Below are 25425 nucleotides of genomic sequence, written 5' to 3' on the forward strand. Positions count from 1 at the left end.
GACTTTGAAAGTCCGGGAGTCCCCCAGAATGGGGGGTTGGGGGGCGAATTCATACCATCGTTCAGCAACGCCCAAATTTTTAAGCCCAAACGCCCATGTATTCAACCTTTAAATCGCTCAAATCGACGCTGATTCATCTCCTCCAACTGCTGATTATTTTGGGGTTGGCGTGGCTTTGGGTGTTGTTGGGTGCTCGTCCTGCGTATGCTCAGGCGAAAACGATTAACTACACGAATACGCAGCTTGAACGGCGAGATTTCTCGAATGCAGACCTCGAAGGCGGGGTATTTGTGGCGGCTGAGATGCGAGAAACCAACTTTCAAGGAGCAAATCTGAAGAATGCCATGATGACGAACGGCAATCTTTGGGGTGCCAATCTGTCTGGCGCAAATCTGGAAGGGGCCCTGGTCGATCGCGTCACCCTCTACAAAGCCGATCTGACCAACGCCATTCTGGTTGGGGCGACACTCTCGCGGACACTATTTGACGAAGCCAAGGTCACTGGGGCAGACTTTTCGGATGCGATTATCGATCGCTATTACGTCGCCATGCTCTGCAAAACGGCTTCGGGCACCAATCCAGTCACAGGAGTTGATACGAGAGAGAGTCTGGGCTGTAAGTAAGGGGTGAAAACTGAGTTGATGTAACGCTCATATTCAAGGCTCAGTTGAACGTGAATTCGATGAAATTTTTTCGCTTCGTTGGCTGCACCTTCTGCCCCTCAACCCTCCAATTCTGGGGGACTTTAAGAGAAGGGTTCTGGTTCAAAGTTGCTTACGGTGGGAATTTAGCTTGCTCTTCCGAATTTATGACGGCGCGAAGAAGTCTGTTGAATTCGCGTTTGGTTAGCTGTTTGCCCAACTTTTTGCCCAATTTAAAGTTTGGTGGACTTGCTCTAGCGTTGGTGCTTCGCAGTAGAGTCGCAGGACAGGCTCGGTGCCGCTGAATCGAATCAGGAGCCAGCTTTGATCAGACAGACGAAACTTGTAGCCATCATCCGTTTGGCAATTGAGAACGGCAAGTCCAGCGATTTCACTCAAAGGCTGATTTTGAAGCTGATTTACAAGTTTTGCGCGGACTTCCATGCTGGCGAGAGGGAGATCGATGCGATCGTAAGCCGCCGAAAATCCCGTTTTGACTTGAAGCTGACGATAAGACTCACCCAAATCGAGTCCCGTTTTGACAACCGTTTCGAGCAGATAGAGGGCTGAGAGCAGGGCATCGCGTTCGGGAATGTGGTGTCCGTAGCCGATCCCGCCGGATTCTTCACCGCCTAAGAGAACCTGCGCGTCTAACATGCGATCGGCAATGTACTTATACCCGATCGGAGTCTCAAATACCGTCAGATTATGCAGTTTGGCGACTTGAGGCATCAGATCTGAGCCGCTAACCGTCTTGACGACTTCGCCTCTGTAGCCTCTTCGTAGAAACAAATGCTCGATCAAAATCGGGATCAGCACTTGAGAACTGAGAAAATTGCCCTGACCATCAACGGCTGCAATGCGATCGGCATCGCCATCAAACACCAGCCCAACGACCGATCCCGTACTCTCATAATCGCGAATTGTCTGAAGCAATTGAGGCAAATACTTGGGAAGTGGTTCAGGTGCGCCACCGCCAAAGAGGGGATCGCGATCGCAATTCAATTCATGAACTGGGCGACTGAGAATCTGAGACAACCCCGTTGAGGCGGCTCCGTGCATCACATCAGCAAAAACGGTCAGACTGCCTTGATCGATCGCCGTTTGAATCGCGGCAATGTCTACCATCGATCGCAGCCCCGCACAATAGCTCATCCAGGGATTAAAGCTTTGAAGTGAGCCTGGTTTTTGGGCAGGTTGGGGCACTTCTCCCGTTTGCAGCAGCGCTTCGATTTGCTGAGTAACTTCTGGAGGCACCGATCCCCCAAAGGCACTTTTCACCTTTAGCCCAGAATAGGCTCCTGGATTGTGGCTGGCTGTGATCACCAGAGCGCCCAGCGCATTCTGCTGTTTGGCGGCCCAACTAAAGGCAGGAGTCGGCGCAAACGTCTCTGACAACAACACATCAAAGCCGATCGCACGGATCGAGTCAGCCGTGACCTGAGCGAATTCTTCAGACAAAAAGCGGCGATCGTAGCCCACAATAATTGTGTTGCTGCCCGTCTGTTGACCATAGACCTGAGCCAACACCTGAGCGGCCAGCGGAGCCACTTGTTTGAGGCGATCGAACGTAAAGTCGGCCGCAATGACTCCCCGCCAGCCATCCGTGCCAAACTTAATCGGTTGAATGGTCGTTACGATCGCAGCATCCGCCATCTTTCAGTCTCCCAAAGCTTTTCATCTTTGAGTGTATCCGTGATGAGCGAGAATGGGCGGATCGATTTCAAGAGGGCGATCGTAAGTTTAAGTAGATGAGGCGATCGTTCAGATTTTGAGAGAAGTCCGGACAGCTTGATGCAAAAATTTAGGGCTACACCGCCGACAAAGCTGCCTCATTGGGTGACACCGTTGCGCCAGAGTAGACCAATCCTCGCTGCATATCCAACGTGACAATCTCGCCATCTCGAATCGCCGAAGTCGCATTCTTGACCCCAACAATCACCGGAACCCCCAACCGCAGCCCAATCACCGCCGCATGGCTGGTCAAACTGCTGTCTTCAGTAATGATCCCCGCTGCCTTGCGAATCGCCTCAATATAGTCAGCACTCGTACTAGCAGCCACCAAAATCTCACCTGCGCTGAAGTGATTGATGTCCATGCCGTTTTGAGCGACTCTGGCGCGTCCACTAACAGAACCCTGTCCGATCCCGATCCCCTTACCTCGAACGGCGGTGACGACTTCTACTTTGATCAAATCTGTCGAGCCGGCCACCCCTTGCAGCGTCCCGGCTGTCATGACGACCAGATCGCCTTCAGACACCATTTCTTTTTCTTGAGCTACATTCAACGCCGCTTGAAACGTCTGCCAGGTTGAGGGCAAATCGAGGACGAGTAGTGGCTTAACACCCCAAACCAACTGTAGTTGTCGGGCGACATCGACGTGGGGAGTAATGGCCAAAATAGGAGTCGTCGGCCGAAACTTGGACACGTTGCGGGCGGTTGATCCCGTCTTGGTCAACGACATGATCGCTTTGGCGTTTAGCTGTTCTGAAATCCGCCCAACGGCCTGACTGATCGCATTGGGGATCGATCGCCCCGCATCCTCCGAGATTCGCTTGCCCTTTTCTTTCTCGATCCGCACCGCAATTTGAGCCATTGTCGAAACGGCTTCGATCGGGTACTTGCCCACAGCCGTCTCATTCGACAACATCACCGCATCGGTGCCATCTAAAATCGCGTTGGCAACATCCGAAATTTCAGCGCGAGTCGGTCGAGGACTGTGTACCATGCTGTCCAACATTTGAGTCGCCGTGATCACCGGAATGCCCAGACGATTGGAGGTGGCGATCAGTCGTTTCTGTAGAATGGGTACATCTTCGGCAGGCAGTTCGACTCCTAGATCGCCCCGTGCAACCATCACGCCATCCGCGATCGACAAAATTGCTTCCATCTGCTCGATCGCTTCGTGCTTTTCAATCTTGACGATCACAGGCACGGATTTTCCGGCACTAGAAATGAGTTCTTTGATCTCCAACACGTCTTGAGGATTGCGGACAAAACTCAGCGCCACCCAATCTACGCCTTGATCTAGCCCAAACATCAAGTCTTTGCGGTCTTTGTCCGTTAGCGCTTTGATCGATAAGTAAACGCCGGGGAAATTTACGCCTTTGTTGTTTGACAACGGGCCGCCCACGACGACGCGACAGTGCAGGGCTTGATTGGGACGATCGACCGCTTCCACCTTCATCTCGACTCGCCCATCGTCTAGCATGATCGTGGCACCCTCTGGCACTTCTTGCGCCAACTGGTCGTAGGTGACCGAGCTAATTTCTTGTGTCCCCGGCATCAGGCGACTGGTCAACGTGTAGCGATCGCCCTTGTTGAGAATAATCGAGCCGTTTTCAAAGCGTCCTAACCGAATCTTGGGCCCCTGCAAATCCTGGAGGATGCCAACAGGCTGATTGAGGTCGTAGGAGATTTGCCGAATCAGTCGAACGCTCCGCAGATGGTCATCGTGGGTGCCGTGAGAAAAATTGAGGCGTAGTGTCGTTGCCCCGGCTTCGATCAATTGACGCAGCACCTCTGGGCTACTGGTGGCAGGCCCGATCGTTGCCACAATCTTCGTTCTACGCTGGGAGTTTTGCAGTTGCATGAACAGGAGTCCGAGGAGGTTAGAGGGGATTAGATCAAAGAATGAATATTAAAACGAGGATTAAGAGGTGAAGTTAAATTAATGGACGCAAGCTTAAACCTGCCAGGTTTTGAGATAACTCAGTTTTGACCAGGACTGATCTGAAGTTTGACGGCGATCGGTCACCCTAGATTTTTGCATTATTTACGCGATGTTCGACTTCTTTAAGTCCCCTTTTTGACGGGGATTGAGGGGATCACTCCGCTGGGCTGCTTCACGCTGAAACCTGCCTAGCCCCCTCCAAAAGGAAGGACATAAAAATCAATTCCATCAATTTCTATATCAGTCAGTGGGGTCGTTGCAACCAGCCTTTGGTCACTCTTGAGAATGAAGTGTCTAAAAAGTGGCTTGTCTCCGCAAATCGGCAACAGGGATACTACCATGTTTGGCTATGCTTCTGCGTGAAGATAGGGAATGGAAATCGATGAAGGGAGTGTGTTTTAAAGTCATTCTGTCAGTGCTGAGATCGATTTTTGGGGCCTCCGCAGTTTCACAGATCGATTCCCCTTCAAAAGGTAGATCCCGGTCTATCTTAAGAAATGCTAAAAATTAGAGCGAAAGGTACACATCTTCCGAGCGTACAGTTTCCATTCCAGGATCTCTAAACCTTCAGAGTGGCTCACTGACGATACCCCTACTTTTGGATGATTGAAGCTGACGAATGCAAAGTCACGAAAAGTCTGAAGAACTTGCTCCCTTGCCACCAGCGCGATCGCTCGCTCTTGCTGATCCCCAACCTGATCCCCAAAGGTCGGCTTGTGAATCAGAGCAATGTTCCACAATGGATGAACTGACGGATGAACTGACGCATCTCAAAGTTGCCCTCGCAGAAAGTGAAGATCGCTATCGTCGCTTGTTTGAGCACAGTCCGCAGCCGATGTGGATCTATGACCCGGAGACACTGGCATTTTTGGCGGTCAATGAGGCGGCGATTCAGCACTATGGATATACACGGGAAGCCTTTTTGGACATGACCATCCTGAATATTTGCCCAATTGAAGAGGTTCCCCATCTGATAGAGCAGCTTCAGTCTTCAGCGCTCGCTCCCACAAACGGGCGACATCGCAAACAAAATGGAACGCTGATCGAGGTCAAAGAAACGACTCACGAAGAAAGCTTTTGGGGCAGACGATCGCGCGTTGTCCAGATTACAGACATGACCGAAGCAAAGCACAACGAAGTCCTCCGTAAGCGTACCGAAGACCAGCTACGACAGCGATCGCTCGTCTTCGATCGCATTTACGATGGGGTGATCTTGACCAATCTGCAAGGTGAGATTCTCGACTGGAACCCTGGCGCAGAAAGAATTTTTGGCTACTCTAAAACAGAAATGCTGGGCAGAACTCCGGGCATCATCCACCCCCCTGAATCCGCAACCCAACTGACAGCCGAAATTCTCAACGGCGTGACGACGACTGGCTACTGGCAAGGCGAAATTCCCTTTATTCACAAAAATGGCTCCCAGGGGATGACGGAGACGATCGTCGTGCCGTTTTCGGATGACCAGGGCAACCCGATGGGGACGCTAGGAGTCAATCACGACATCACTGAACGCAAGCAAGCCGAACTCGCCCTACAGCTCAATCGTCAGCGGCTAGATCTGGTCTTAAAATCGACAGAATTAGGACTCTGGTATTGCGATCTGCCTTTTGACAAGCTGGAATGGAGCGACCAATGTAGATCACATTTTTGGCTTTCTCCTGACACTGATGTGACGATCGACCTCTTCTATAAGCGTCTGCATCCCGATGATCGCGAACCGACTCGTCAAGCGATCGCCACCTCCCTCGAAGAAAAATCTGATTACACAATCGACTACCGCACCGTTTCACCAATGGGACAAATTCGCTGGATACGCGCGATCGGGCGAGGCTTTTATGACCAGGAGGGCAATCCAACTCGCTTTGATGGCGTGACGGTTGATATCACCTCACAAAAGCAGGCCGAAGTCGAACGCGAACAGATGTTAAACCGATCTCAGCAATACACTGCTCAACTACATGGCTTAACCGAGGCGGCTCTCGTGATGAATTCTGCGCTGTCGGTTGACGAAGTGCTGAAAACCATTACAGAACAGGCGCGATCGATCATCGGCGCACATCAATCCGTGACCAGCCTGACCGCCAACCAAAACTGGGCCCAGTCCATTAGCGCTGTTTCTCTGTCTGACAAATATGCCGCGTGGCGTGATTATAAAGAACCTGCCGACGGCTCTGGCATTTATGCCTGTGTGTGTCATCTCAATCGCCCAATGCGGCTGACCCAAACCGAGCTAGAAGCCCATCCGAGTTGGAAAGGGTTTGGCGCTCACGCGGCGGATCATCCTCCCATGCGGGGTTGGTTGGCGGCTCCGTTGACCGGGCGAGACGGGCGCAATATTGGCTTGATTCAGCTATCTGACAAGACCGTGGGCGAATTTACGTCAGAAGACGAAGCCATTCTCGTGCAGTTAGCGCAAATGTCCTCAGTGGCGATCGAGAATGCCCGTCTCTATGCCGCCGAACAGCAAGCCCGCGCCCAAGCAGAATCTGCCAACCGGATCAAAGACGAATTTTTGGCCGTTCTCTCCCACGAGCTACGTACGCCCTTAAACCCCATTTTAGGTTGGGCAAAACTGCTGCAAACCCGCACCTTTGACGGAGCCAAAACCACAGAAGCGCTGATGACGATCGAGCGCAATGCCCGTCTGCAAGCCCAACTCATCGAAGATCTGCTGGATGTCTCGCGAATTCTGCGGGGTAAGCTGATTCTCAATGTCGCGCCTGTAAATGTGAGAACGATCGTCACAGCGGCTTTAGAAACGGTGCGTCTGGCTGCCGAAGCAAAAGCGATCGGGCTTCACTACCAAGCAGACAACCGTGAACCGCATCCCTCGCCTCTGACCGTTTTGGGAGATCTGACTCGTCTACAGCAAATCGTTTGGAATCTTCTCTCTAATGCGGTTAAGTTTACGCCTCCGGGCGGCCGAGTCGAAGTGCTAGTCGAACAGATCGAAGGCATGGCTCAGATTCAGGTTATCGACACTGGAAAGGGCATCAGTCCCGAATTTTTGCCCTACATTTTTGACTACTTTCGGCAGGCAGACAGCGCGACGACGCGACAATATGGTGGTCTGGGGCTGGGGCTGGCGATCGCCCGACAACTGGTTGAACTTCACGGCGGCACCCTCTGGGCAGAGAGTCTGGGCGAAGAAAAAGGAACCACATTTACGGTCAAACTACCCCTTCTCAAACAAGACACCATGACAAACCCTGAACTGACTCTGATGCCTCTGGGCGATCGAACCCAAGAAAATTTCTCTGTCTTGCCTCTCGCTGGTTTGCAGATTCTCGTGGTGGATGACGATGCGGACTCGCGGGATTTTGTCACGTTTGTTTTAGAGCAAGAAGGCGCTGACGTGATGGCTGTCTCCTCCGCCGTTGAAACCCTCAAAACCCTCGCTTATTCTCAGCCAAACCTCCTGATCAGCGATATTGGAATGCCCGAAATGGATGGCTACATGCTGATGCGCCAGATCAGAACCCTGCTGCCAGGTCGCAAAAGTCAGATCCCCGCGATCGCCCTCACTGCCTACGCAGGCGAATACGATCAGCAACAGGCGCTTTCGGCTGGATTTCAAGCTCACATTACAAAGCCAACTGACCCCGATCAATTAGTGGCGATCGTGGCGCAGTTGGCTCAGTCAGGGATGAGGGATGAGGGATGAAAAGATAGCTTGTATTGGTTTAGGGGAACCGTCATTCCTCACTTTGTTCTTGCCAGACTAACAGTAGCGCCTTGCAGGAACACCCCTACCGTACCCCTTCTCACAAAGCAGATTACCCCCAAAGGGGGAACAGATCATCGAAGTTCTCCCTCATGCCTCCCCCAAAGACTAGCGGATTCTCAGACGATTGTTAGACCGAGGCGCTTGGCGCACTGTGACACCGCCACTCAGACGCTCTCCAGTTCCCCCATCTTTACGATCGAGGAAGGGCTTGAGGTTAATATCCCCCGATCGCACACGAGAGTTATTTCTGCGGTTGATTCCCAATGCTTGCCCAATCTGACCGAGAATGCCTGAGTTGCTCGATTCGCCAAAGGTGACGACTCCTTGAGTTTGTTGACCGCTATCGGCTACCGTCAGATTTTGGAAGACGCGATCGCGAGTACTGACTGGATCTTGTCCAGGGGGCACGGTTAAAACAATACGGCAGGAAGGAACGCGATCGGTCGTCACGCAAATTGTGTTGTATCCGTTCTCAACGCCTGTCTTCATTTCCACCAGCCCATCAGGACGGTAAGCCTCTAGACGGCGGCTAATTTCATTACAGCGACGTGCCGAATCCCATCCGCCGCCCAACGTGCTCGGAGTGGCCCAAGCAAACGCCTGAGACGGCTGGCTTTCGGGCTGATACATGACGGTGGGCTGTCCGTTCATCGTCTGACACGCAAACCGAACACCATTGATGATAGAAGGGGGAGTCGTTGACCCCGAATTGCCCGGCTCCGTGTTGATGATCACATCTCCAGACGGTGAAGTGCTTTGTGCCCCAGCCGGAACCGTAGTTGCCAATCCGCTCAACAGCAGGGTGGCTCCCATCAAAAGACTTACACGCTTGACTGCCAGCGTTCTAATTTTTAAGCTCGACCCAAACTGTCGTCGTGACATAATAAATAAACCTCAATTGTGTGAGTATCGATCGCGTGAATGCTAAGTGGGATAGTGGTTTTAACCCTTCTCACTGTTCTCTTCCCCTGACCCTATTTTCTTTGAGCAAGTTCCCAGGGGATGAGTTTTGAGGGGCGGCTCATTTGGGTGATGTTGGGTTTTTGAACGAATTGTCTACCTTAAAGAGACTTTACTTAACTTCACGGTGTTGCGTATCGTATACTGACGCGAGGATGTAAAAAAGGAGAGATGAAAAGATGTCGGAGGCAACAAAGCCCCTGACAGTTCCCAAAGAGTTACTCGGCGCTCCCGGTGACTTGAATCCGACGCTCATCATTTTTTGGCTCTCGGTGGCGATCGCTGTGATTTCTACGTTGGGCTATTGGTGTTGGGGTTGGGTGGATTGGTGCTGCTTCTGTATGAATGTATTGGCGCTCCACATGGTCGGAACTGTAATTCACGATGCCTGTCATGGCGTAGCTCATCGAGATAAGTGGATGAATGCTTTCTTAGGACATGGCAGTGCGTTTCTGTTGTGTTTTTCTTTTCCGGTGTTTACCCGTGTTCACATGCAGCATCATGCGTTTGTGAACGACCCTGACAATGACCCGGATCATGTGGTCTCAACGATGGGGCCGCTGTGGATTATTAATGCTCGGTTTCTCTACCATGAGATTTTCTTCTTTAAGCGCAAACTTTGGCGCAAGAATGAATTGATCGAGTGGTTTTGGGCGCGGCTCTCTCTAGTTCTTGTGGTCTATGTGGCTTTCCACTATCACTTTTTGGGATACGTCTTTAACTTCTGGTTTGTGCCTTTGGCGATCGTTGGCTTAGTTTTAGGATTGTTCTTTGACTATTTGCCACATCGTCCTTTTGCGGAGCGCGATCGCTGGAAAAATGCCAGAGTCTACCCCAATGCGCTGCTGAACTGGCTGATCATGGGGCAAAACTATCATCTCGTGCATCACCTCTGGCCGTCGGTGCCCTGGTACAACTACGAGCGCGCCTACTATGCGACTAAGCCGCTTTTGGATGCCAAGGGCTGTAAACAATCAGTTGGTCTACTCAAAGAAAACTTTTTAGGCTTTGTCTACGACATCTTTTTAGGGATTCACTTTCATCACAATCACCCTGTAGAATCACCCGCCGAAGAATTGACGCTGGTCACGGCTCAAGAAGAATCGGTTTCAGTCGGCAAGTAACCGTTAAACCTCTCTGAATGGGACATCGCAATCTGGTGTCCTTTTTTTGTAGGTCTTAGTCTACGAAATCTGTCTGTGTGTGGAGGCTGTTGGATAATCGATCCGCAAAAATCATGAATAGAAGAATTAACTATTGATGAAATTGAGGTTCAAGAAATGAAGAATTATCTCGGTTATCTCTTTACGCTGTTGGCGACCGCTCTGAGTTTGCTGGTTACAGACATCGTGCTTCCTGGCGTTAATATTCAATCGTTTGTGGCGGCTTTGGTGGCAGGGGTCGCGATCGGTCTAGTCAACGCCTTTATCAAACCAATTCTGACACTGCTGACCTTGCCGATCAACTTTCTAACGCTGGGGTTGTTTACGCTGGTTGTGAATGGAATCTGCTTCTCGTTAGCGGCTGCAATCACGCCTGGATTTAGCGTTCATGGGCCGGTTTCTTTTATTCTGGCACCCGTGATCCTGTCGTTTGCCAGCACCTTTCTCAACAAATACTTTGCAGAACGCAACGTTGATCTCAAAAGCACTAATCTGACCACTGATGTTTAACGTTTGGCTGATAGAGCAATCCTGAATGAGTTGTGAGAATTGTTAAAAGATGGGTTCTTAGTCATTAGTTATTTGCCTTCGATCAACAACTGATTACTAACTGCTAACCACCGAATTCTCACAACTCAAATAACGTGAATTCGATGGAATTTTTTCGCTTCGTTCTTCAGCGCTTCTGCCCCCCAACCCCCCAATTTTGGGGGACTTTCAGACAAGATCTTGGGTTCAAAGTCCCTCACTCGTGGGGGATTTGGGGGGCTACCTGGATTCACAACCGCAGCGAAAGATTTGATCGAATCCACGTCAAGTAGGGTAGCTACAGTAATTTAAAACTTTAGGGACAAAGCTTTGAAGGCCGATGTCCCTAATTTTTTGTTTTTATCAAATGGTTCTTAATTTGAAGAATTTCCAACTTGAGCCATTAACCAATCGGGTCTTAGATCTCTGGCTTGTCGAAGATAGGGATGGTGAATTCTGACATTGGGATCGGGTGTATTAAAGTGAATTAAAAAGCGAATACAACGCTCTAAACTTCCTTCTACATACATTTGTTGAACATCCAAAAGCGGCACATTATCCCAGTGGGGACGCTGACGAGCGATCGCCGCCGGAAAAATTGCATCCAGATCACGAGTCACCGAAAAGGTCGCGCTAATAATCTCGTCGGGGTCAAGCCGATTGTGAGCCTCTAACTCGTCCATCAACTCCGTCACTGCTTCTCGAATCGCCTCGACGGTGTTTGCCGAAGCCGTTGTCGCTCCACGAATCGCTCGAACTCTCCACTGCACGTCTCATCCTCCAGGTTTTCTCTAGACTGTTAGCCGTTCAATTGTAAGAGAGGGAAGTCAGGAATGGGGAGTGAGGATCTGAGATTTGATGCAATGTCAACCTGAAGGTCGTGATAACTCCCGCTCAATTCCGGCCGCCATTAGGGACGATAAAGCCACAGAGGAAGCCCACTGGTCGAGAGTTCAAATTCTAGCCAGTCCATTCCCGCTGAGAGTCCAGGAACGGTGTCGATCGCTCTAGTCAGGCGGTTACTGATCAGGCTGTTGTTAGAGGTGAGGCGATTGACGAGGGGCTTCTTTTCTTCAAAGGTGAAGCATTTAGTTTTTTCGGGGTCGAGACCTACGAGTTCGGCGGCCCAGCGACGCGCGTCTTCTTCGGTGCCGAGTCGATCGACCAGTCCCAAGGTTACGGCCTGCTCACCCGTAAAGACGCGCCCATCAGCAAAGGTTCTCACCGTCTCGTTGGGTAGATTGCGCGACTCAGCGACCGTCTGCACAAATTGAGAATAGCTGATGTCAATCAAGTCTTGCAGAATGATTTTTTCGGGGTCGGTGAGTTCGCGATCGAACGCCAAAATATCTTTGTAAGGCCCCGATTTGATCACCTTAAAGGAAACACCAACTTTCTCCAGCAACCGTTCCAGATTATTGCCCCGCAGAATTACGCCAATGCTGCCTGTGATCGTTCCTGGATTGGCCACGATATGTTGGGCACCCATGCCGATGTAGACCCCGCCAGATGCGGAAATATTGCCAAAGCTTGCAACGATTTTGACCTTTTCCTGCAACTTTCTCAGCGCACTATAAATCTCCTGCGAGTCGCCCACGGTTCCTCCTGGACTGTCAATTCTCAGCAGCAGGGCAGGAAACTTTCTTTCTTCAACGGTTTTGAGCGCTTCTAAAACACGCTTTCGAGTTGCGCCCGCGATCGCGCCATTGATTTCAATTCGAGCAATTTGTTTACGAGACCGGGGCTTAAAGAGCCGAAGCATAGGAATTTGCACAATGTAGTGTGGATGACCAAATTCTAGTGTGCCTCATTTGGAGGTGAGGTGTGAGGAGTGAAGCGTGAGGCTGGTTGACAGCCAAACTTCTAATTTCTGTCGCTAGGTGGCTGTCACGGACAGGTTCAGCGGTGATGCTTCGCGAAGAGGCTGTGAAATGATCAGAGATTTTTTAGCCAGTCCAGAAAGAACCCTTCGTCAAGCGGAACGATCGCCCTTCAAACCCCAACATTTCTATTTCAGATGGGAGCGATCGTGTTCTGAACCGCAACATTTCTATTTCAAACAGGAACGATCGTGCTCTGAACAAGAAGATTTCAGGTTTGAAGCGGACTGATGGACAAAATTCTTAAAGCGCTGCCGCTCTGTGGTCAGTTCAAGGTGAGTTTAGCGATCACACTTTGCAGGGTTCTACAAAACTACGAGAAATTTGTCAGTCAATCAGCGTGTGGCGTGTGGGGTATTAACTTGAACCTCAAAAATGATTAAGTGCTTCATAGAACTACATAATTAAATACAATAAGCTCAACCCCCTCATCAGCAAATCCCATGCACTTGAAGATTACTGAATCTCGACTTCCCTTTGCGCCTTTGCTGCTGATTGCACCCTTCTTTCTTTGGGGCACGGCAATGGTCGCCATGAAAGGAGTGATTCCGCAGACGACTCCGTTCTTTTTAGCGGGAGTGAGGCTGGTGCCTGCGGGAGTGATGGTGCTGATAGCGGCCACCTGGATGGGACGACCTCAACCCAAAGGCTGGGCAGCGTGGCTGTGGATTTCGCTGTTTGCGATCGTCGATGGCGCACTTTTTCAAGGATTTCTCGCTCAAGGACTGATGAGAACTGGGGCAGGTCTGGGGTCAGTGATGATTGACTCTCAACCGCTGGCCGTTGCCTTGATGGCCCTGTGGCTATTTGGCGAAAAAATCGGCTTGTGGGGCTGGCTGGGGCTGACGATCGGCGTTCTCGGAATCAGTTTGCTGGGGTTACCGGAGGAATGGATTTCGTCAGCCGTGCAGTCGATCGCTCAGGGGCGGTGGGTTCTAGATAACTTCTCAGGAATGAATTTTGTCTTGAATCTATTTGATAACGGACAGTGGCTCATGCTGTTGGCGGCCCTGTCGATGGCAGTCGGAACCGTCTTAGTTCGCTACGTTTGTCGGTACGCCGACCCAGTGAGCGCGACGGGGTGGCACATGATTTTGGGAGGACTGCCGCTCTTTGGGCTATCGAGTCAGCTTGAGTCCGATCAGTGGATTCATTTGAGTAATGCTAACTGGGCAGCGCTGGCTTATTCAACAATTTTTGGCAGCGCGATCGCCTACGGTTTATTTTTTTACTTTGCTTCTAGCGGCAGTCTGACCAGTTTGAGTTCGCTGACCTTTTTGACTCCCGTGTTTGCCCTGCTGTTTGGCAATCTATTTTTGTCTGAAGTGCTGAGTCCGCTTCAGTGGGTAGGCGTGAGTTTGACGCTGGTGAGCATTTATCTAATCAATCAGCGAGAAGTCTTGACTGAGAAATTAAAGCGATCGTTCTCCGAAGAAGTTTCTCCGGATCAATCAGACGCGCTCAAGAATAGTTCTCTGTCAGCACAACCAGAAACCAATGAAATCGCGGGAGTACCGTTGGCCGTCGTCGAAACTGAACCCGAAAGATTGCCTTAAGCCTGTGTAGTTAAAATCCCGTAGGGTGTGTTGGGCAATGCGAAACGCACCACCAGTCTCAAAGAGCACCACCTGTAAACTTAATAACCCCAAAGATTACATAGGGTGCATTAAGCTGCTTAAAGCGTACCCTCAGACAGAATCGCTGCGTTTCGCATGACTCAACACACCCTACAGATGACGATTCTATTTAATTTGAGATCGTTGGCGGAAGACTGATCACTAGTTGACGGATTATCATTTCTGTGTAGGTGCCAAACTTTTTGAGGGCACTATATTGATCTGGCGGTTAGGATTGAGCTAGCTAAAAGAACTTCCCCCCCTTTGTTGATACGCTAGTCGCACCCCCCTTTTGGGTCAGCCTATGATTTCTCGTTGCCCTGGTTTTTTATTCATCGCTTGCGCCGTGTGTATGACGGTCGCCTCCAAACCAGCAGCCAGTTTTGCAGGTGAATTGACAACTCCAAAAAACGCGGTTGCCCAGATTTCCCCCAAAGCGCCCCAATTTGCTCAAGCCCCTTCTCAAGACGCTGGTCAGACAGAATTGACGATCGGCGCTCAAGGCCCCCAGGTGAGCAAGCTGCAAAAAACCCTCAAGCTCTTGGGCTACTTTGACGGCGAAATTACGGGCATCTACGAACAAAGTACGGCGGAGGCGGTCAGTAAGTTTCAAAAAGCGACGAGTCTGCCAGAGGCCCAGTTAGCCAAAGCGGATGAGCCTCAAAAATCAGAGAATGCACCAGGATGGATGATACCAGGCGCGATCGGGGGCGCGCTTTTGATGGGCGGAGTCGGCTTGTTAGCCTGGAGGCGCAGAAAACCAGTCGATCGACCTACCCAACCAGAACAGCCATTACCAGATGCTTTGGTTGAATCTTCTGAAGAATTGCACGATCGACCCAGTGAGTCTCCTGTAGACCACTCAGAAAATGGGGTAAGTGATTCGGCTGCGCTCAAGGGGCACTCTAATTCCAACGGTCACGGTCACACGACAGTCACCGTTTCGGAAACCCTTCCACAGCATACAGAACCACCCATGAGTTATGTCACAGAAACACCCAAGGTTTCAGAAACGACTCGGCTGGCGAAAATTAACATCGTCGATGAGTTGATTCGAGACCTTCGGACACCTGATCCGGCCAAACGGCAAAAGGTCATTTGGGAATTGGGTCAACGAGGAGACACGCGCGCAGTCCAGCCGATGGTTGATTTGATGCTTGACTCTGACTCAAAGCAGCGAAGTTTGATTCTCTCAGCGCTCTCAGAAATTGGAACTCGGACACTCAAACCGCTGAGTCGAGCGTTGGCGATTTCGCTCCAAGACGAGAATGCAGACGTTCGGAAAAATGCGATTCGCGACCTGACGCGAGTCTATGACATGGTGGCTCAAATCAGTCATCTGTTACACAAAGCGACCGACGATCCCGATCAAGAGGTTCAGGAGACAGCCCGTTGGGCCCTGGGGCAATTAAATCGAATTCGGACTGTACCAGGAATGGAGAGTCTGCCTGCGCTCAAAAATTCGGTGAGTCCGCCAGAGAGTTTGCCGTAAGAGAAGGATGAGGGATGAGGGATGAGGGATGAGGGATGAGGGATCGCTTCGAGTTACTGCAAGCAAGGGTGCGCTACATAGTGGGTTGATTTGAGGATAGGGTGTATCTGTGAGAAAGTTCTAAGTCCGTTTGGCTTCATCCTTCATCCTTCATCCCTCATCCCTTCTTCTTGTGTCTCATTTTTTTCAAAAACCGCTCAAAATATTGTTGTTGTCTACCTCGGTTGGTGCGCTGGGGTCGGGGTTAGGTGGGGGTGTCGAGTTGACGCTCAAGAGTGTGGCTCAGGCGTTGAGTCAGCGAGGTCATTCTTTGACGATCGTCGCTCCCCAAGGATCAGTCTTAGAAGGCGTTTCTCTGGTACCGATCGCTGGCACACTTCAAATCACAGCTCAAACTCAAGGACGCGATGCGCTGGTGACGATTCCTCAAAATTCTGTCCTGGGGAATATGTGGGACTATGCGCGTCAGGTACAGCACGAGTATGATCTTCTATTTAATTTTGCTTACGATTGGCTGCCGTTTTATTTGACTCCGTTTTTTGAGCGCCCGATCGCTCATCTGGTGAGTATGGGTTCGCTAACGGAGGCGATGGATCAGATCATTGAGAAAGTTGCACTTGAATTTGAAGGAACGATCGGCGTTCACAGTTTGGCTCAGGCCGAGACGTTTCGATTCAAAAATCACTGTCGCAACTTGCAAAACGGCTTTGATTTGTCGCTTTATCAGTTTTGTTCTCAGCCCAAAAATCAGCTCGCCTGGGTCGGTCGGATTGCCCCCGAAAAAGGGCTAGAAGATGCGGTGGCGGCCGCTGAAAGGGTGGGAATTCCGCTCAAAATCTGGGGCGTGATCCAGGATGAAGACTACTGGCAAAAGATATTGATTGACCATCTAGGTGCGCCCGTTGAGTATGGGGGATTTCTCTCAACCAGTGAGCTACAGCAAGTTTTGGGAGAATCGAGAGCTTTGTTAATGACTCCGCGGTGGGTAGAGGCGTTTGGCAATGTGGCGATCGAGTCCCTGGCTTGTGGCGTTCCGGTGATTGCCTATCGTCGCGGTGGCCCCTCAGAAATTGTGCGCGATGGTGAAACAGGCTGGCTCGTCGAACCCGATAGCGTGGATGGATTGGTGTCCGCCATCAAGAAAATCGATGCCCTCGATCGTACGCTCTGCCGCCAACAAGCCCAAGCCCACTATTCTCTCGAAGCCTTCGGTGATCGTCTAGAATCCTGGTTTGCCGACCTGATACGCTAAACCAAAAGCCATCCTACATTCCTCCCTCCTCCCTCCTCCTTCCTCCCTCCTCTCTCCTCTCTCCTCCCTCCCCCCTCTCCCCATGAAGCCTTGCCAAATTCCACCACCGCTAAAACCGGGTGATCTGCTGCGGGTGATTGCGCCGAGTGGTACGTTACGAGAATTTTCTGCTTTTGAGAAAGGGATTGAAGTGTGGCGCGATCGAGGCTATCAGATTCAATTAAGCGATGGGTTTGACGATCGCTGGGGCTATCTCGCTGGCACTGACCAAGCCCGCCGCACTCAGCTAGAAACGGCCCTCAAAGATCCTGATTGTCGTGGCATTCTCTGCGCTAGAGGCGGATATGGTGGGGCGAGACTGCTCGAAAATTGGACGCTGCCGATCAGTAAACCCAAGTGGCTGATTGGCTTCTCAGACATTACAAGCTTGCTGTGGAGTTTCAGTCAGCAGGGAATTTCGGGCATTCATGCTCCCTTGTTGACGACGATCGCCACCGAGCCAGATTGGTCAACTCAACGATTATTTGATTGGCTTGAGAAGACATTATTACCCCCCATTCAAGGCACAGGTTGGGGAAACGGACAAGCGACCGGATTGTTGCTGCCCGCAAATTTGACCGTGGCGACCCATCTTTTGAATACGCCCTTACAGCCTGATTTGGCGGGTGTGATTTTAGCGCTAGAAGATGTGAGCGAAGCGCCCTATCGGATTGATCGAATGTTGACCCAGTGGCGATCGAGTGGTGCCTTTCACCAAATTCGCGGCATTGCATTAGGAAGATTTAGCCAATGTGAGCCACCTGCTAGCGTTCCGAGCTTTAGCGTTGAAGAAGTGATGCGCGATCGATTAGGGGATTTGGAGATTCCGATCGTTTCCAATCTGCCCTTTGGTCACGATGGCGAAAATGCCGCGCTGCCCGTCGGAATCCCCGCTTTGTTGGATGGCGATCAAGGAATTCTCAGCTTCCCAAACGAAGGCTAAATTAACGTGAATTCTATGCAATTGTCCGCTAGGGTTATCATGCCAAAAATTCTATCTGAAGGTCATCTAATGCCCATTCTTATCACTCCAGATTGATGGGTTTAAAGGAGCGATCGCCTAACTTTAAGCAAGCAGGGGCTTTCCAACCTCTGTTCTAACCCTGTACTTCCATGAATGCTTGACTCTGGTCTCCCCAAACTGTTTCAGTCTTTTCTCAAGTTTCTCAAGTATGTACTAATTGCGCGTCGCAGATCCCTAATCCTGTTGCTGATTGGAGTCTTTTTGCCTCTGCAATTTTTTGGAGAACTGGCAGAAGATGTTTGGGAGCATCAGGGCGGCTTTCCTTGGGATGTACCGATTCTTTTGGCGATTCACTCGACTAGCCAGCCACAACTCGATGCGATCGCGACCTTTCTCACCAAGTTGGGAGTCTTTTGGGGCGTGTTTCCGATTGCGATCGTCACAGGATTGATATTGCTAGTCAAACGACGATGGCACTCATTGGCTTATCTGGTCACGACGCTAACAGGAAGCATTCTGATCAATCGAACTGCAAAAGCACTGCTTCATCGAGTTCGTCCGCGCTTGTGGCAGTCGCCCGCTCCGGAGTTTGATTACGGGTTTCCGAGCGGACATGCGATGTCAAGTATGACGCTGGTTGCCACCCTGGTTATTTTGACCTGGAACACTCGATGGCGATGGTGGGTGCTAATTGGGGGAGCCGTATTTGTGCTGACGATCGGATGGACTCGTCTCTATCTGGGTGTGCATTATCCCAGTGATGTTTTGGCTGGATGGCTGGTTTCGATCGCCTGGGCAATCGGTGTAAGTTTGTTGATCAGACCGCGATCGACTCAACCTCGACTAAAAGAAACACCCAATAAATAAAACAACCGTTAAAAGTGGATTCCGCTAAGGGCATGACATTGCTATGCCTCTACACTATGCTTCTACATTGGGATATCATTTGTCTGCAAGTCTCTAGTCGCTAGTGATTGACTAAAAATAGTTATATATAAGCAACTAAATATCTGTAATATTAGATCGCTTATTTAGGTTCAGCGAGGCAATAGAGAATGGTTGTTCCGGGAAGTTGTTCTCCGAGTGTGGCGGCTGGAATGGCTGCTCTGCAAGCTTTCTATAATCTCTCGACAGGGCTATGGAATACAACAGGTTGGTGGAATTCGGCGAATGCTTTGGAGACGACGATCGACTACGCGGCAATCACTCAGACAATTCCTTATCGGGGCAATGTGTTCAATACCTTTGAGAAAAACAAGCACACTAACTTTCTCAATCCCTGGTTTTATGATGACGAAGGCTGGTGGGCGCTAACTTGGATTAGAGCCTACGATGTGACGGGTCAACGTCGCTATCTAGAGATGTCAAAAACCATCTTTGAGAATATGACCCAAGGCTGGGATGCAACCTGCGGCGGTGGAATCTGGTGGCACAAACGCCGACAATACAAAAATGCGATTACGAATGAATTGTTTTTGTCGATCGCAGCTAAACTCCATTTACGATCATCTACTCAAGCTGAAGCAGTCTATTATCTAAACTGGGCACAACGAGAATGGGAATGGTTTAGAAACACCGGAATGATCAACTCTGACAACTTGGTGAATGATGGTTTAGATGATGCTTGTCAGAATAATGGTAAAACAATTTGGACATACAATCAGGGCGTGATTTTGGGTGGGTTAGTAGACTTGTATCACAGCACAAAAGATCCGACCTTGTTGGCTCAGGCAGAAGCAATCGCCGATGCTGCAATTCAAAAGCTGGCACCCAATGGCATCTTACAGGAACCCTGTGAAATCAATCGGGATTGTGGAGCTGATGGGCCGCAGTTTAAGGGGATTTTTATGCGAAATTTGTCTGACCTTTACCAGACGTTACCCAAGCCTGAGTACAAAGATTTTATAACGCAAAATGCGGCGGCGATCTGGTCACGGCGCGATCGTAGCAACCAATTTGGTTTAAGCTGGGCGGGCGAGTTTGATCAGGCGGATGCATCTCGACAAAGTTCTGCGACGGATGCTGTGAATGCGGCAATCTTGCTGGGAACCACGGGAATCTATCAGGCTGAGAATGCAATGTTGTCTGGAGCAAAGCAGGCAGCGATCGAGCCAGGATTTCGGGGGACTGGATATGTTAAAAGTACAGTTAACAACGATTCTGTGACCTTTAATGTCAAAGTTTCTTGTTCTGGAAAGTATGATCTTAAGTTTCGCTATGCGACGATTGAGGGGAATGCATCTCGATATGTTTATGCTAATGGTAAAAAGGTCGTAGATAATCAGATTTTTCCACAAGGTCAGACCTGGAACGAGACCACCCTTTCTAATGTCTGGCTGAATGCTGGCGAGAATACCGTGTCTATTATCTTTAATGCGCTCAAAGGCAGCCAAAATTCATTAACGTTAGATGAAATGCGAATTGAGCCACGATCGTAACGTTTGTTCAATTACCTGGATACTTTGATGTCTAATTCACCTGCACGATCGCTGGCTATTCGTGGTGCTTTTCTAGATTTTATCGATGATCCTTTTTATGTGAATGAGTCAGACTGTGTTCGCTACTTAGCCGATGGGCTGTTAGTTTTAGAAGATGGCTATGTGAAAGAACTGGGAGCTTATCAACAGCTTTGCGATCGCTATTTGGATATTGAAGTGGTTTCCTATATCGATCGCTTGATTGTGCCTGGGTTTATTGATACTCATCTTCACTTTCCGCAGACCGAAATGATTGCGGCATATGGCGAACAGCTTTTAGGATGGTTAAATCAATATACCTTTCCAGTTGAAGGTAAGTTTAACAATAAGGCCTATGCTCAAAAAGTGGCAAGTTTCTTTTTAGATGAATTGTTGAAGAATGGAACAACAACGGCGCTTGTGTTTGCGGCTGTTTTCCCCGAATCGGTAGAGGCTTTTTTTGAAGAAGCCAGTCAGCGAAATCTGCGGATGATTGCAGGCAAAGTTATGATGGATCGCCATGCGCCTGACTACCTGTGTGACACCGCCGAAACCTCTTATCAAGAAAGCAAACAACTGATCGAGAAATGGCACAAAAACGGACGATTGCTCTACGCGATTACGCCCCGATTTGCGATTACCTCCAGTGATGAACAACTGCGTCTCGCAGGCAAACTGTTAGCAGAGTTTCCTGATGTTTATCTGCACACCCACTTGTCTGAAAATGTCGATGAGGTGGCCTGGGTAAAAGAACTTTTTCCCGATGCTGCGGGCTATTTGGATGTCTACGATCGCGCCGGATTAGTTCACAATCGCTCCGTCTTCGCCCACGGTGTCCAGCTTACAGATGAGGAGTTTCGGCGGCTCTCAGAGACCGAAGCAGCGATCGCGTTTTGTCCTACTTCTAACTTATTTTTGGGGAGCGGACTGTTTAGAATTGAGCAAGCAAAATCCGTTGAACACCCGGTCAAGTTGGGGTTGGGCACAGATGTTGGCGGGGGGACTAGCTTTTCGATGCTGCAAACAGCAAATGAAGCTTACAAAATTGCTCAAATGCGCCAACAAAATCTTTCTCCCTTTAAAGCACTGTTTTTGATGACGTTGGGCGGAGCCAGGGCACTATCACTTGATGACAAAATCGGCAATTTTGAAGTTGGAAAAGAGGCAGATTTTACTGTATTGGATGCGCGATCGACTCCAGTTATGGCTTTCCGCAACCCGATCGCAACCGCTACTACACTGGATGAACTCGCCGATAAAGTGTTTAGTCTGGTAATAATGGGAGACGATCGGGCTGTCTGTGCGACCTATGTGGCGGGAGAGCTGGCCTACCAGCGCGTTTAATGCACTGATGGATAACTTTGTCAGTATTAACAACGTCAATTACGATACGTTTGGGATTGGTGCGCTGTAGATCAACACTGTAGATCAATACTGACCATTCATTGAATGTTTTACAAATGCTGCCACGCTTCATCCTCTTTAGGGGTCAGCCAATCTTCCGCCAAACTGGATTCATTGAATCAGCTAATTTCTAATTGCGTTTGTTCAAGTTCTCTAGATTTGATAAACAGCAAGAAATCTAGTACTTCTTTAAGTATAGAATCGGATGCTTTTCTATCTCTTTTAATAGTTGTTCTTTAGGGCTGATGCTCATATTAGTTTCTCCTGGTAATGTTTCACAATAAGGGTTACTTGATCGGGAAGCCAGGAATCAATTGATCAATCGCTTGCATGGTCTGCATGGTTTCTTTGAGAGCAACGACAACTTTTTGATAGTGCAATACGTCGTCAAAAGATAAGGTGCGTTTGGCTTTTTTGCGATCTTTTAGCCATTTGTCTAAGACTTGATAACCACCGATCTTAAATTCCCAAACGTCAGGGGTGATGCCTTCAAAGTAGCGGTTTTTGTTGATATAAATTCGCTGTTCGGCCGGTTTGTAGGTAACTTCGGTTACGGCATTGTCTCCATCGCCGCCCATTTTGGTGATCAGCTTGTTGAGTTTCTTTGATTTCATCAGGTGCAGGGCTACTAATTCTTCGCCTTTTGCACCCAAGTCTTTGAATAACTGATCGTTGCTGGTCAGCGGTACGCGGGGAAAGTCGATTTTGAGAAACTCGGCGTAGCGTTGGCGATAGGTAGGGCTGTGGAAGATGGCGTAGATGTAGTAAAAGATGGCTTCTGGAGTGGGGACATAACCCAGCTTCTCTCGAATTGCTGCAATGAACTCTAAAGAGAAATTTGGAGATCTTTCAGCGAATAAATTGCCTTGCTGATTGTCAGTATCAGGATGAAGATAAAGAGGAAAGTAATAGTTGAATTCTCGCGACTCAATAGAAATTGCATTGCAGTCACCTAATAGGTTAGTCACAAAAACGTGATCAAACCCTAGTTCTACTTGCTGTCTACAAAGTATTAAAGCTGTATTTTCTTGCAGTAGATGTTGCATTACATCCTTGACTGGTCGCTTTAAAGTCCTTTTGCTGAAGTATATCCAACGATTATCAAAAGGTCTATAAAAGTAGCGCTTAAGTAAGTCTGATATATATCCTTCTGTAATAGCTGCATTACGCTCTTTTTCAAATACCCATCCTGCTTTGTCCTTTAAGCCGTACTTTGATTGTATTTCGCTGTTACTAATTTGATTAGAGTAGAAATCTTTTAGCCGAATTGTGAGTGTAGTTTCTTCTAGAGAAACGGCAAAATCATCGTGACCTGACTGAATACCATTTTTATAGAGACTAAAAATATCCGTCACAATTACCAGACTTTGGTACTCATCGCCTAAGCTAAAGTCTTTAGGAGCAAAAAAGTAGTTTGGTGGTAATGGCTGTATTTCTTGCCATTCTACAGATTCAATGTCAGCACTAGAGAGGAAATTATACTTCTCTTGGCGCTTACCCCACAAATCATAGTAGGCAACTTTTGACAACTTCTTAGGCTCTTTTACAGATGGGTTATTATCCTTAACTCCAATTACGATGGATACGCCCTCTTTGATATCAAAAACGTTTCGATCAGGACTTCCATCAGGACAGTTCTGATCCGGTATTCCATGTAAATCCATTACATAAAACTGATCAAATGTCTTTAAGAGTTCCTCTCTAACTCCACGGTGAATTAAACCATTTAGATAAGAGCTTGCAGTAATATATCCAACCACTCCATAGCCTGTCTGTTCAACACGATGATGAGCAAAGCAAATAAATTTTAGGTAGTCATTGTCTAGAGGTGATATGTTTTTCTCACCTTCCTTCCGAACTCTGCCTTTGTAACGCTCCAAAAGCTCACCAATGTAAGTTAGCTCAGTAATTTCTTGAGGCTTTTTCGCTGTTTTTACGATTTTCTCCCAAACTCTTCCTGTGTATCTAATGTCAGCTAAATAGCTTTCATTAGCCTTTGCAATTCTCTTCCGCTTACTAGCATTTTGAGAGCTTCCCGAATACGGTGGATTTCCCAAAATCACCATAATCGGTGCGTTTTTCTTCACTACTGAGGCTTCGTTGGCTTCTTGGGCGACAAACTGACCAAACAAGATCTCTGATTTTTTGAGGGCCTCGTCCAGCGTATTCGTGAGGTAGATGCCTAATCGCTGTTTGCCCTTAAATTGATAGCCCAACTCTTGCAGTTGTAGACCGAGTTTGAGATGAGCGATCGCATAAGGAGCCATCAACAACTCAAAGCCAAACAACCGATTCAGCAAATTATCTTTGACATAGCTATCCCACTGATTGGCCATGCCGATTTCTTCTAAATTTCGATAAATCTGCTTGACCACTTCATACAAAAATGTGCCCGTCCCCGTGGCTGGGTCAAGGATTTGCACCCTCGGCTTTTGCGTCACCGGGTCTTTGGCATTATCAGCCAACCCCAACGGCAGATCAAAGCGATCTTTGAGAATCGCATCCACCGATCGCACAATAAAAGACACCACAGGCTCCGGTGTGTAATAAACGCCCCGACTCTTTCGCAAAGCCGCATTGTACGCCGCCAAAAATGTCTCATAAAAATGCACAACCGGATCTTCTTGACGAGTCCGCCGCCCAAAATCTTCTAAAATGCTGCCCATATCGACCTGAGACAGCACTTGCACCAGATCATCGATCGCCCAATCAATTTGACTAATTGCATCGGTTTCTACGATCGTATTAAACAACCGCTTCAAAAACGGGTTCGTTGCCGGAATGTAAGTGCCCGCCGTGCGCCGAGTAAACGTATCACTTCCTGGATTTTGAGCATGACCCACCCTTGCCGCAAATAGCCCATAAGAAATCGTCTGAGCATACATATCCGCAAAGTCAGCATCATTCAAATCGGGCAACAACACCTCACTAAACCCCTGCTTTAACTGATGCAACTCGCCCTGAGATTCTTCTAGCCCAAGTGCCGTTGATGTCGCCAACTTAATCGCCTTCGTCAACCTCGCCATCTGTCGCGCCAAGTCTTCAGGACTGCTAATGATCTCGCCCGTGTAGTTGAGAAACTGATCCAGCAGAGCCGCGATCGTGTTAGTTTCTCTAACTTGCAGCTTATTACCATTGCGATCAGCTAAAGCTTCTTTTAGCCTGCGCTTGCCGTTGACATACCAGCGAAACTCTAGATAATTGGTCAACACCAAATTAGGAAAGGCTTCGAGATAACGCTGCAACTGCTCTGATTTCTCAATCTGATCCAGATCTAATCCAACGTCCTTGGCTTCTACATAGCCCACCAACAAGTCTCGTCGCTTAACCGTAAAGTCTGGAATCCCTGCTTTGTTGCCTTTTTCCTCGATCACCGCATCAATTCCAACAGCAGGATCATCCAACAAATCTTTTAATGCTGGGTAATGGCTGCGCTCACTGCCCTTTTGCAGATTCTTTTGAATTGACTTTAAATAAACATCAAACGAGAAAGATGACATTATGCTCTCAGCCCCGGTGTAATTGGTGAACTTTTGGTAAACGCCTTCCGCCGCTTCAGTGTTCCCACTTAATTCTCCATCTTTCACCCTCAAATCCTGAAATATTAGCTTCGACCCCCAAAGTTTCGAC

At 49.0% G+C, this 25425-nt stretch carries 17 protein-coding genes; 11 read left to right on the plus strand and 6 right to left on the minus strand.

Annotated features, from left to right (window positions below; translation table 11 throughout):
• The first annotated feature begins 95 nt into the window (after nt 1-95).
• A complete protein-coding gene (locus tag ACKFKH_RS05030; RefSeq protein WP_446857149.1) occupies nt 96-623 on the plus strand; it encodes a pentapeptide repeat-containing protein in 528 nt (175 codons plus the stop codon).
• Nucleotides 624-845: 222 nt separating this feature from the next.
• Here ACKFKH_RS05030 and ACKFKH_RS05035 read toward each other — a convergent pair whose 3' ends face one another.
• Both ACKFKH_RS05035 and pyk read right to left on the minus strand, forming a co-directional pair.
• Entirely contained in the window at nt 846-2297 is a 1452-nt protein-coding gene (locus ACKFKH_RS05035) for a phosphoglucomutase/phosphomannomutase family protein (RefSeq protein ID WP_446857150.1), read from the minus strand.
• A gap of 154 nt (nt 2298-2451) precedes the next feature.
• Nucleotides 2452-4233, minus strand: coding sequence for a pyruvate kinase (gene pyk / locus ACKFKH_RS05040; RefSeq protein WP_446857151.1), 1782 nt, complete (start codon nt 4231-4233; stop codon nt 2452-2454).
• Between the two features lie 700 nt (nt 4234-4933).
• Here pyk and ACKFKH_RS05045 point away from each other — a divergent pair.
• The gene (locus ACKFKH_RS05045) at nt 4934-7978 is read left to right on the plus strand and encodes a PAS domain S-box protein (RefSeq protein ID WP_446857152.1); all 3045 of its coding nucleotides are present in this window, start codon (nt 4934-4936) and stop codon (nt 7976-7978) included.
• Between the two features lie 168 nt (nt 7979-8146).
• On the opposite strand, the gene ACKFKH_RS05050 is transcribed toward ACKFKH_RS05045, so the two are convergent.
• The gene (locus ACKFKH_RS05050) at nt 8147-8923 is read right to left on the minus strand and encodes a COP23 domain-containing protein (protein ID WP_446857153.1); all 777 of its coding nucleotides are present in this window, start codon (nt 8921-8923) and stop codon (nt 8147-8149) included.
• Between the two features lie 257 nt (nt 8924-9180).
• Between ACKFKH_RS05050 and crtR the strand changes: the two genes are divergently transcribed.
• Nucleotides 9181-10125: a beta-carotene hydroxylase gene (crtR, locus tag ACKFKH_RS05055; RefSeq protein ID WP_446857154.1), complete on the plus strand. Its 945-nt coding sequence runs from the start codon at nt 9181-9183 to the stop codon at nt 10123-10125.
• Nucleotides 10126-10281: 156 nt separating this feature from the next.
• Nucleotides 10282-10674: a phage holin family protein gene (locus ACKFKH_RS05060; RefSeq protein ID WP_446857155.1), complete on the plus strand. Its 393-nt coding sequence runs from the start codon at nt 10282-10284 to the stop codon at nt 10672-10674.
• 392 nt (nt 10675-11066) lie between these two features.
• On the opposite strand, the gene aroH is transcribed toward ACKFKH_RS05060, so the two are convergent.
• Entirely contained in the window at nt 11067-11462 is a 396-nt protein-coding gene (gene aroH / locus ACKFKH_RS05065; protein ID WP_446857156.1) for a chorismate mutase, read from the minus strand.
• Nucleotides 11463-11602: 140 nt separating this feature from the next.
• Nucleotides 11603-12466 carry a signal peptide peptidase SppA gene (gene sppA, locus ACKFKH_RS05070; protein ID WP_446857157.1) on the minus strand — a complete coding sequence of 288 codons (864 nt, stop codon included), beginning with the start codon at nt 12464-12466 and terminating at the stop codon, nt 11603-11605.
• A 549-nt stretch (nt 12467-13015) separates the two neighbouring features.
• Here sppA and ACKFKH_RS05075 point away from each other — a divergent pair.
• The 7 genes from ACKFKH_RS05075 to guaD all read left to right on the plus strand — a co-directional run bounded on the left by ACKFKH_RS05075 (nt 13016) and on the right by guaD (nt 21735).
• Nucleotides 13016-14128, plus strand: a complete 1113-nt coding sequence (locus ACKFKH_RS05075; protein ID WP_446857158.1) for a DMT family transporter — start codon at nt 13016-13018, stop codon at nt 14126-14128.
• Nucleotides 14129-14492: 364 nt separating this feature from the next.
• Nucleotides 14493-15680: a HEAT repeat domain-containing protein gene (locus tag ACKFKH_RS05080; protein WP_446857159.1), complete on the plus strand. Its 1188-nt coding sequence runs from the start codon at nt 14493-14495 to the stop codon at nt 15678-15680.
• 172 nt (nt 15681-15852) lie between these two features.
• The gene (locus tag ACKFKH_RS05085) at nt 15853-16932 is read left to right on the plus strand and encodes a glycosyltransferase family 4 protein (protein ID WP_446857160.1); all 1080 of its coding nucleotides are present in this window, start codon (nt 15853-15855) and stop codon (nt 16930-16932) included.
• A gap of 82 nt (nt 16933-17014) precedes the next feature.
• On the plus strand, nt 17015-17914 hold the full coding sequence (locus ACKFKH_RS05090; protein ID WP_446857161.1) for a S66 peptidase family protein: 900 nt from the start codon (nt 17015-17017) through the stop codon (nt 17912-17914).
• A gap of 174 nt (nt 17915-18088) precedes the next feature.
• Complete coding sequence (locus tag ACKFKH_RS05095) at nt 18089-18802, plus strand: phosphatase PAP2 family protein (protein WP_446857162.1); 714 nt, start codon at nt 18089-18091, stop codon at nt 18800-18802.
• 188 nt (nt 18803-18990) lie between these two features.
• A complete protein-coding gene (locus tag ACKFKH_RS05100; RefSeq protein WP_446857163.1) occupies nt 18991-20373 on the plus strand; it encodes a glycoside hydrolase family 76 protein in 1383 nt (460 codons plus the stop codon).
• A 27-nt stretch (nt 20374-20400) separates the two neighbouring features.
• Nucleotides 20401-21735: a guanine deaminase gene (guaD, locus tag ACKFKH_RS05105; RefSeq protein ID WP_446857164.1), complete on the plus strand. Its 1335-nt coding sequence runs from the start codon at nt 20401-20403 to the stop codon at nt 21733-21735.
• 347 nt (nt 21736-22082) lie between these two features.
• Here guaD and ACKFKH_RS05110 read toward each other — a convergent pair whose 3' ends face one another.
• A complete protein-coding gene (locus tag ACKFKH_RS05110; RefSeq protein WP_446857165.1) occupies nt 22083-25382 on the minus strand; it encodes a type ISP restriction/modification enzyme in 3300 nt (1099 codons plus the stop codon).
• Nucleotides 25383-25425 lie beyond the last annotated feature (43 nt).

Source organism: Phormidesmis sp. 146-20 (assembly GCF_052939475.1).

What these genes read in the sequence shown, in the direction of transcription:
- ACKFKH_RS05045 (WP_446857152.1), top strand. Translation starts at nt 4,934, where the DNA reads ATGCAAAGTCACGAAAAGTCTGAAGAACTTGCTCCCTTGCCACCAGCG.
- guaD (WP_446857164.1), top strand. Translation starts at nt 20,401, where the DNA reads ATGTCTAATTCACCTGCACGATCGCTGGCTATTCGTGGTGCTTTTCTA.
- ACKFKH_RS05050 (WP_446857153.1), bottom strand. Translation starts at nt 8,923, where the DNA reads ATGTCACGACGACAGTTTGGGTCGAGCTTAAAAATTAGAACGCTGGCA.
- ACKFKH_RS05030 (WP_446857149.1), top strand. Translation starts at nt 96, where the DNA reads ATGTATTCAACCTTTAAATCGCTCAAATCGACGCTGATTCATCTCCTC.
- ACKFKH_RS05060 (WP_446857155.1), top strand. Translation starts at nt 10,282, where the DNA reads ATGAAGAATTATCTCGGTTATCTCTTTACGCTGTTGGCGACCGCTCTG.
- ACKFKH_RS05090 (WP_446857161.1), top strand. Translation starts at nt 17,015, where the DNA reads ATGAAGCCTTGCCAAATTCCACCACCGCTAAAACCGGGTGATCTGCTG.
- ACKFKH_RS05075 (WP_446857158.1), top strand. Translation starts at nt 13,016, where the DNA reads ATGCACTTGAAGATTACTGAATCTCGACTTCCCTTTGCGCCTTTGCTG.
- pyk (WP_446857151.1), bottom strand. Translation starts at nt 4,233, where the DNA reads ATGCAACTGCAAAACTCCCAGCGTAGAACGAAGATTGTGGCAACGATC.
- ACKFKH_RS05095 (WP_446857162.1), top strand. Translation starts at nt 18,089, where the DNA reads ATGCTTGACTCTGGTCTCCCCAAACTGTTTCAGTCTTTTCTCAAGTTT.
- ACKFKH_RS05080 (WP_446857159.1), top strand. Translation starts at nt 14,493, where the DNA reads ATGATTTCTCGTTGCCCTGGTTTTTTATTCATCGCTTGCGCCGTGTGT.
- crtR (WP_446857154.1), top strand. Translation starts at nt 9,181, where the DNA reads ATGTCGGAGGCAACAAAGCCCCTGACAGTTCCCAAAGAGTTACTCGGC.
- ACKFKH_RS05100 (WP_446857163.1), top strand. Translation starts at nt 18,991, where the DNA reads ATGGTTGTTCCGGGAAGTTGTTCTCCGAGTGTGGCGGCTGGAATGGCT.
- ACKFKH_RS05035 (WP_446857150.1), bottom strand. Translation starts at nt 2,297, where the DNA reads ATGGCGGATGCTGCGATCGTAACGACCATTCAACCGATTAAGTTTGGC.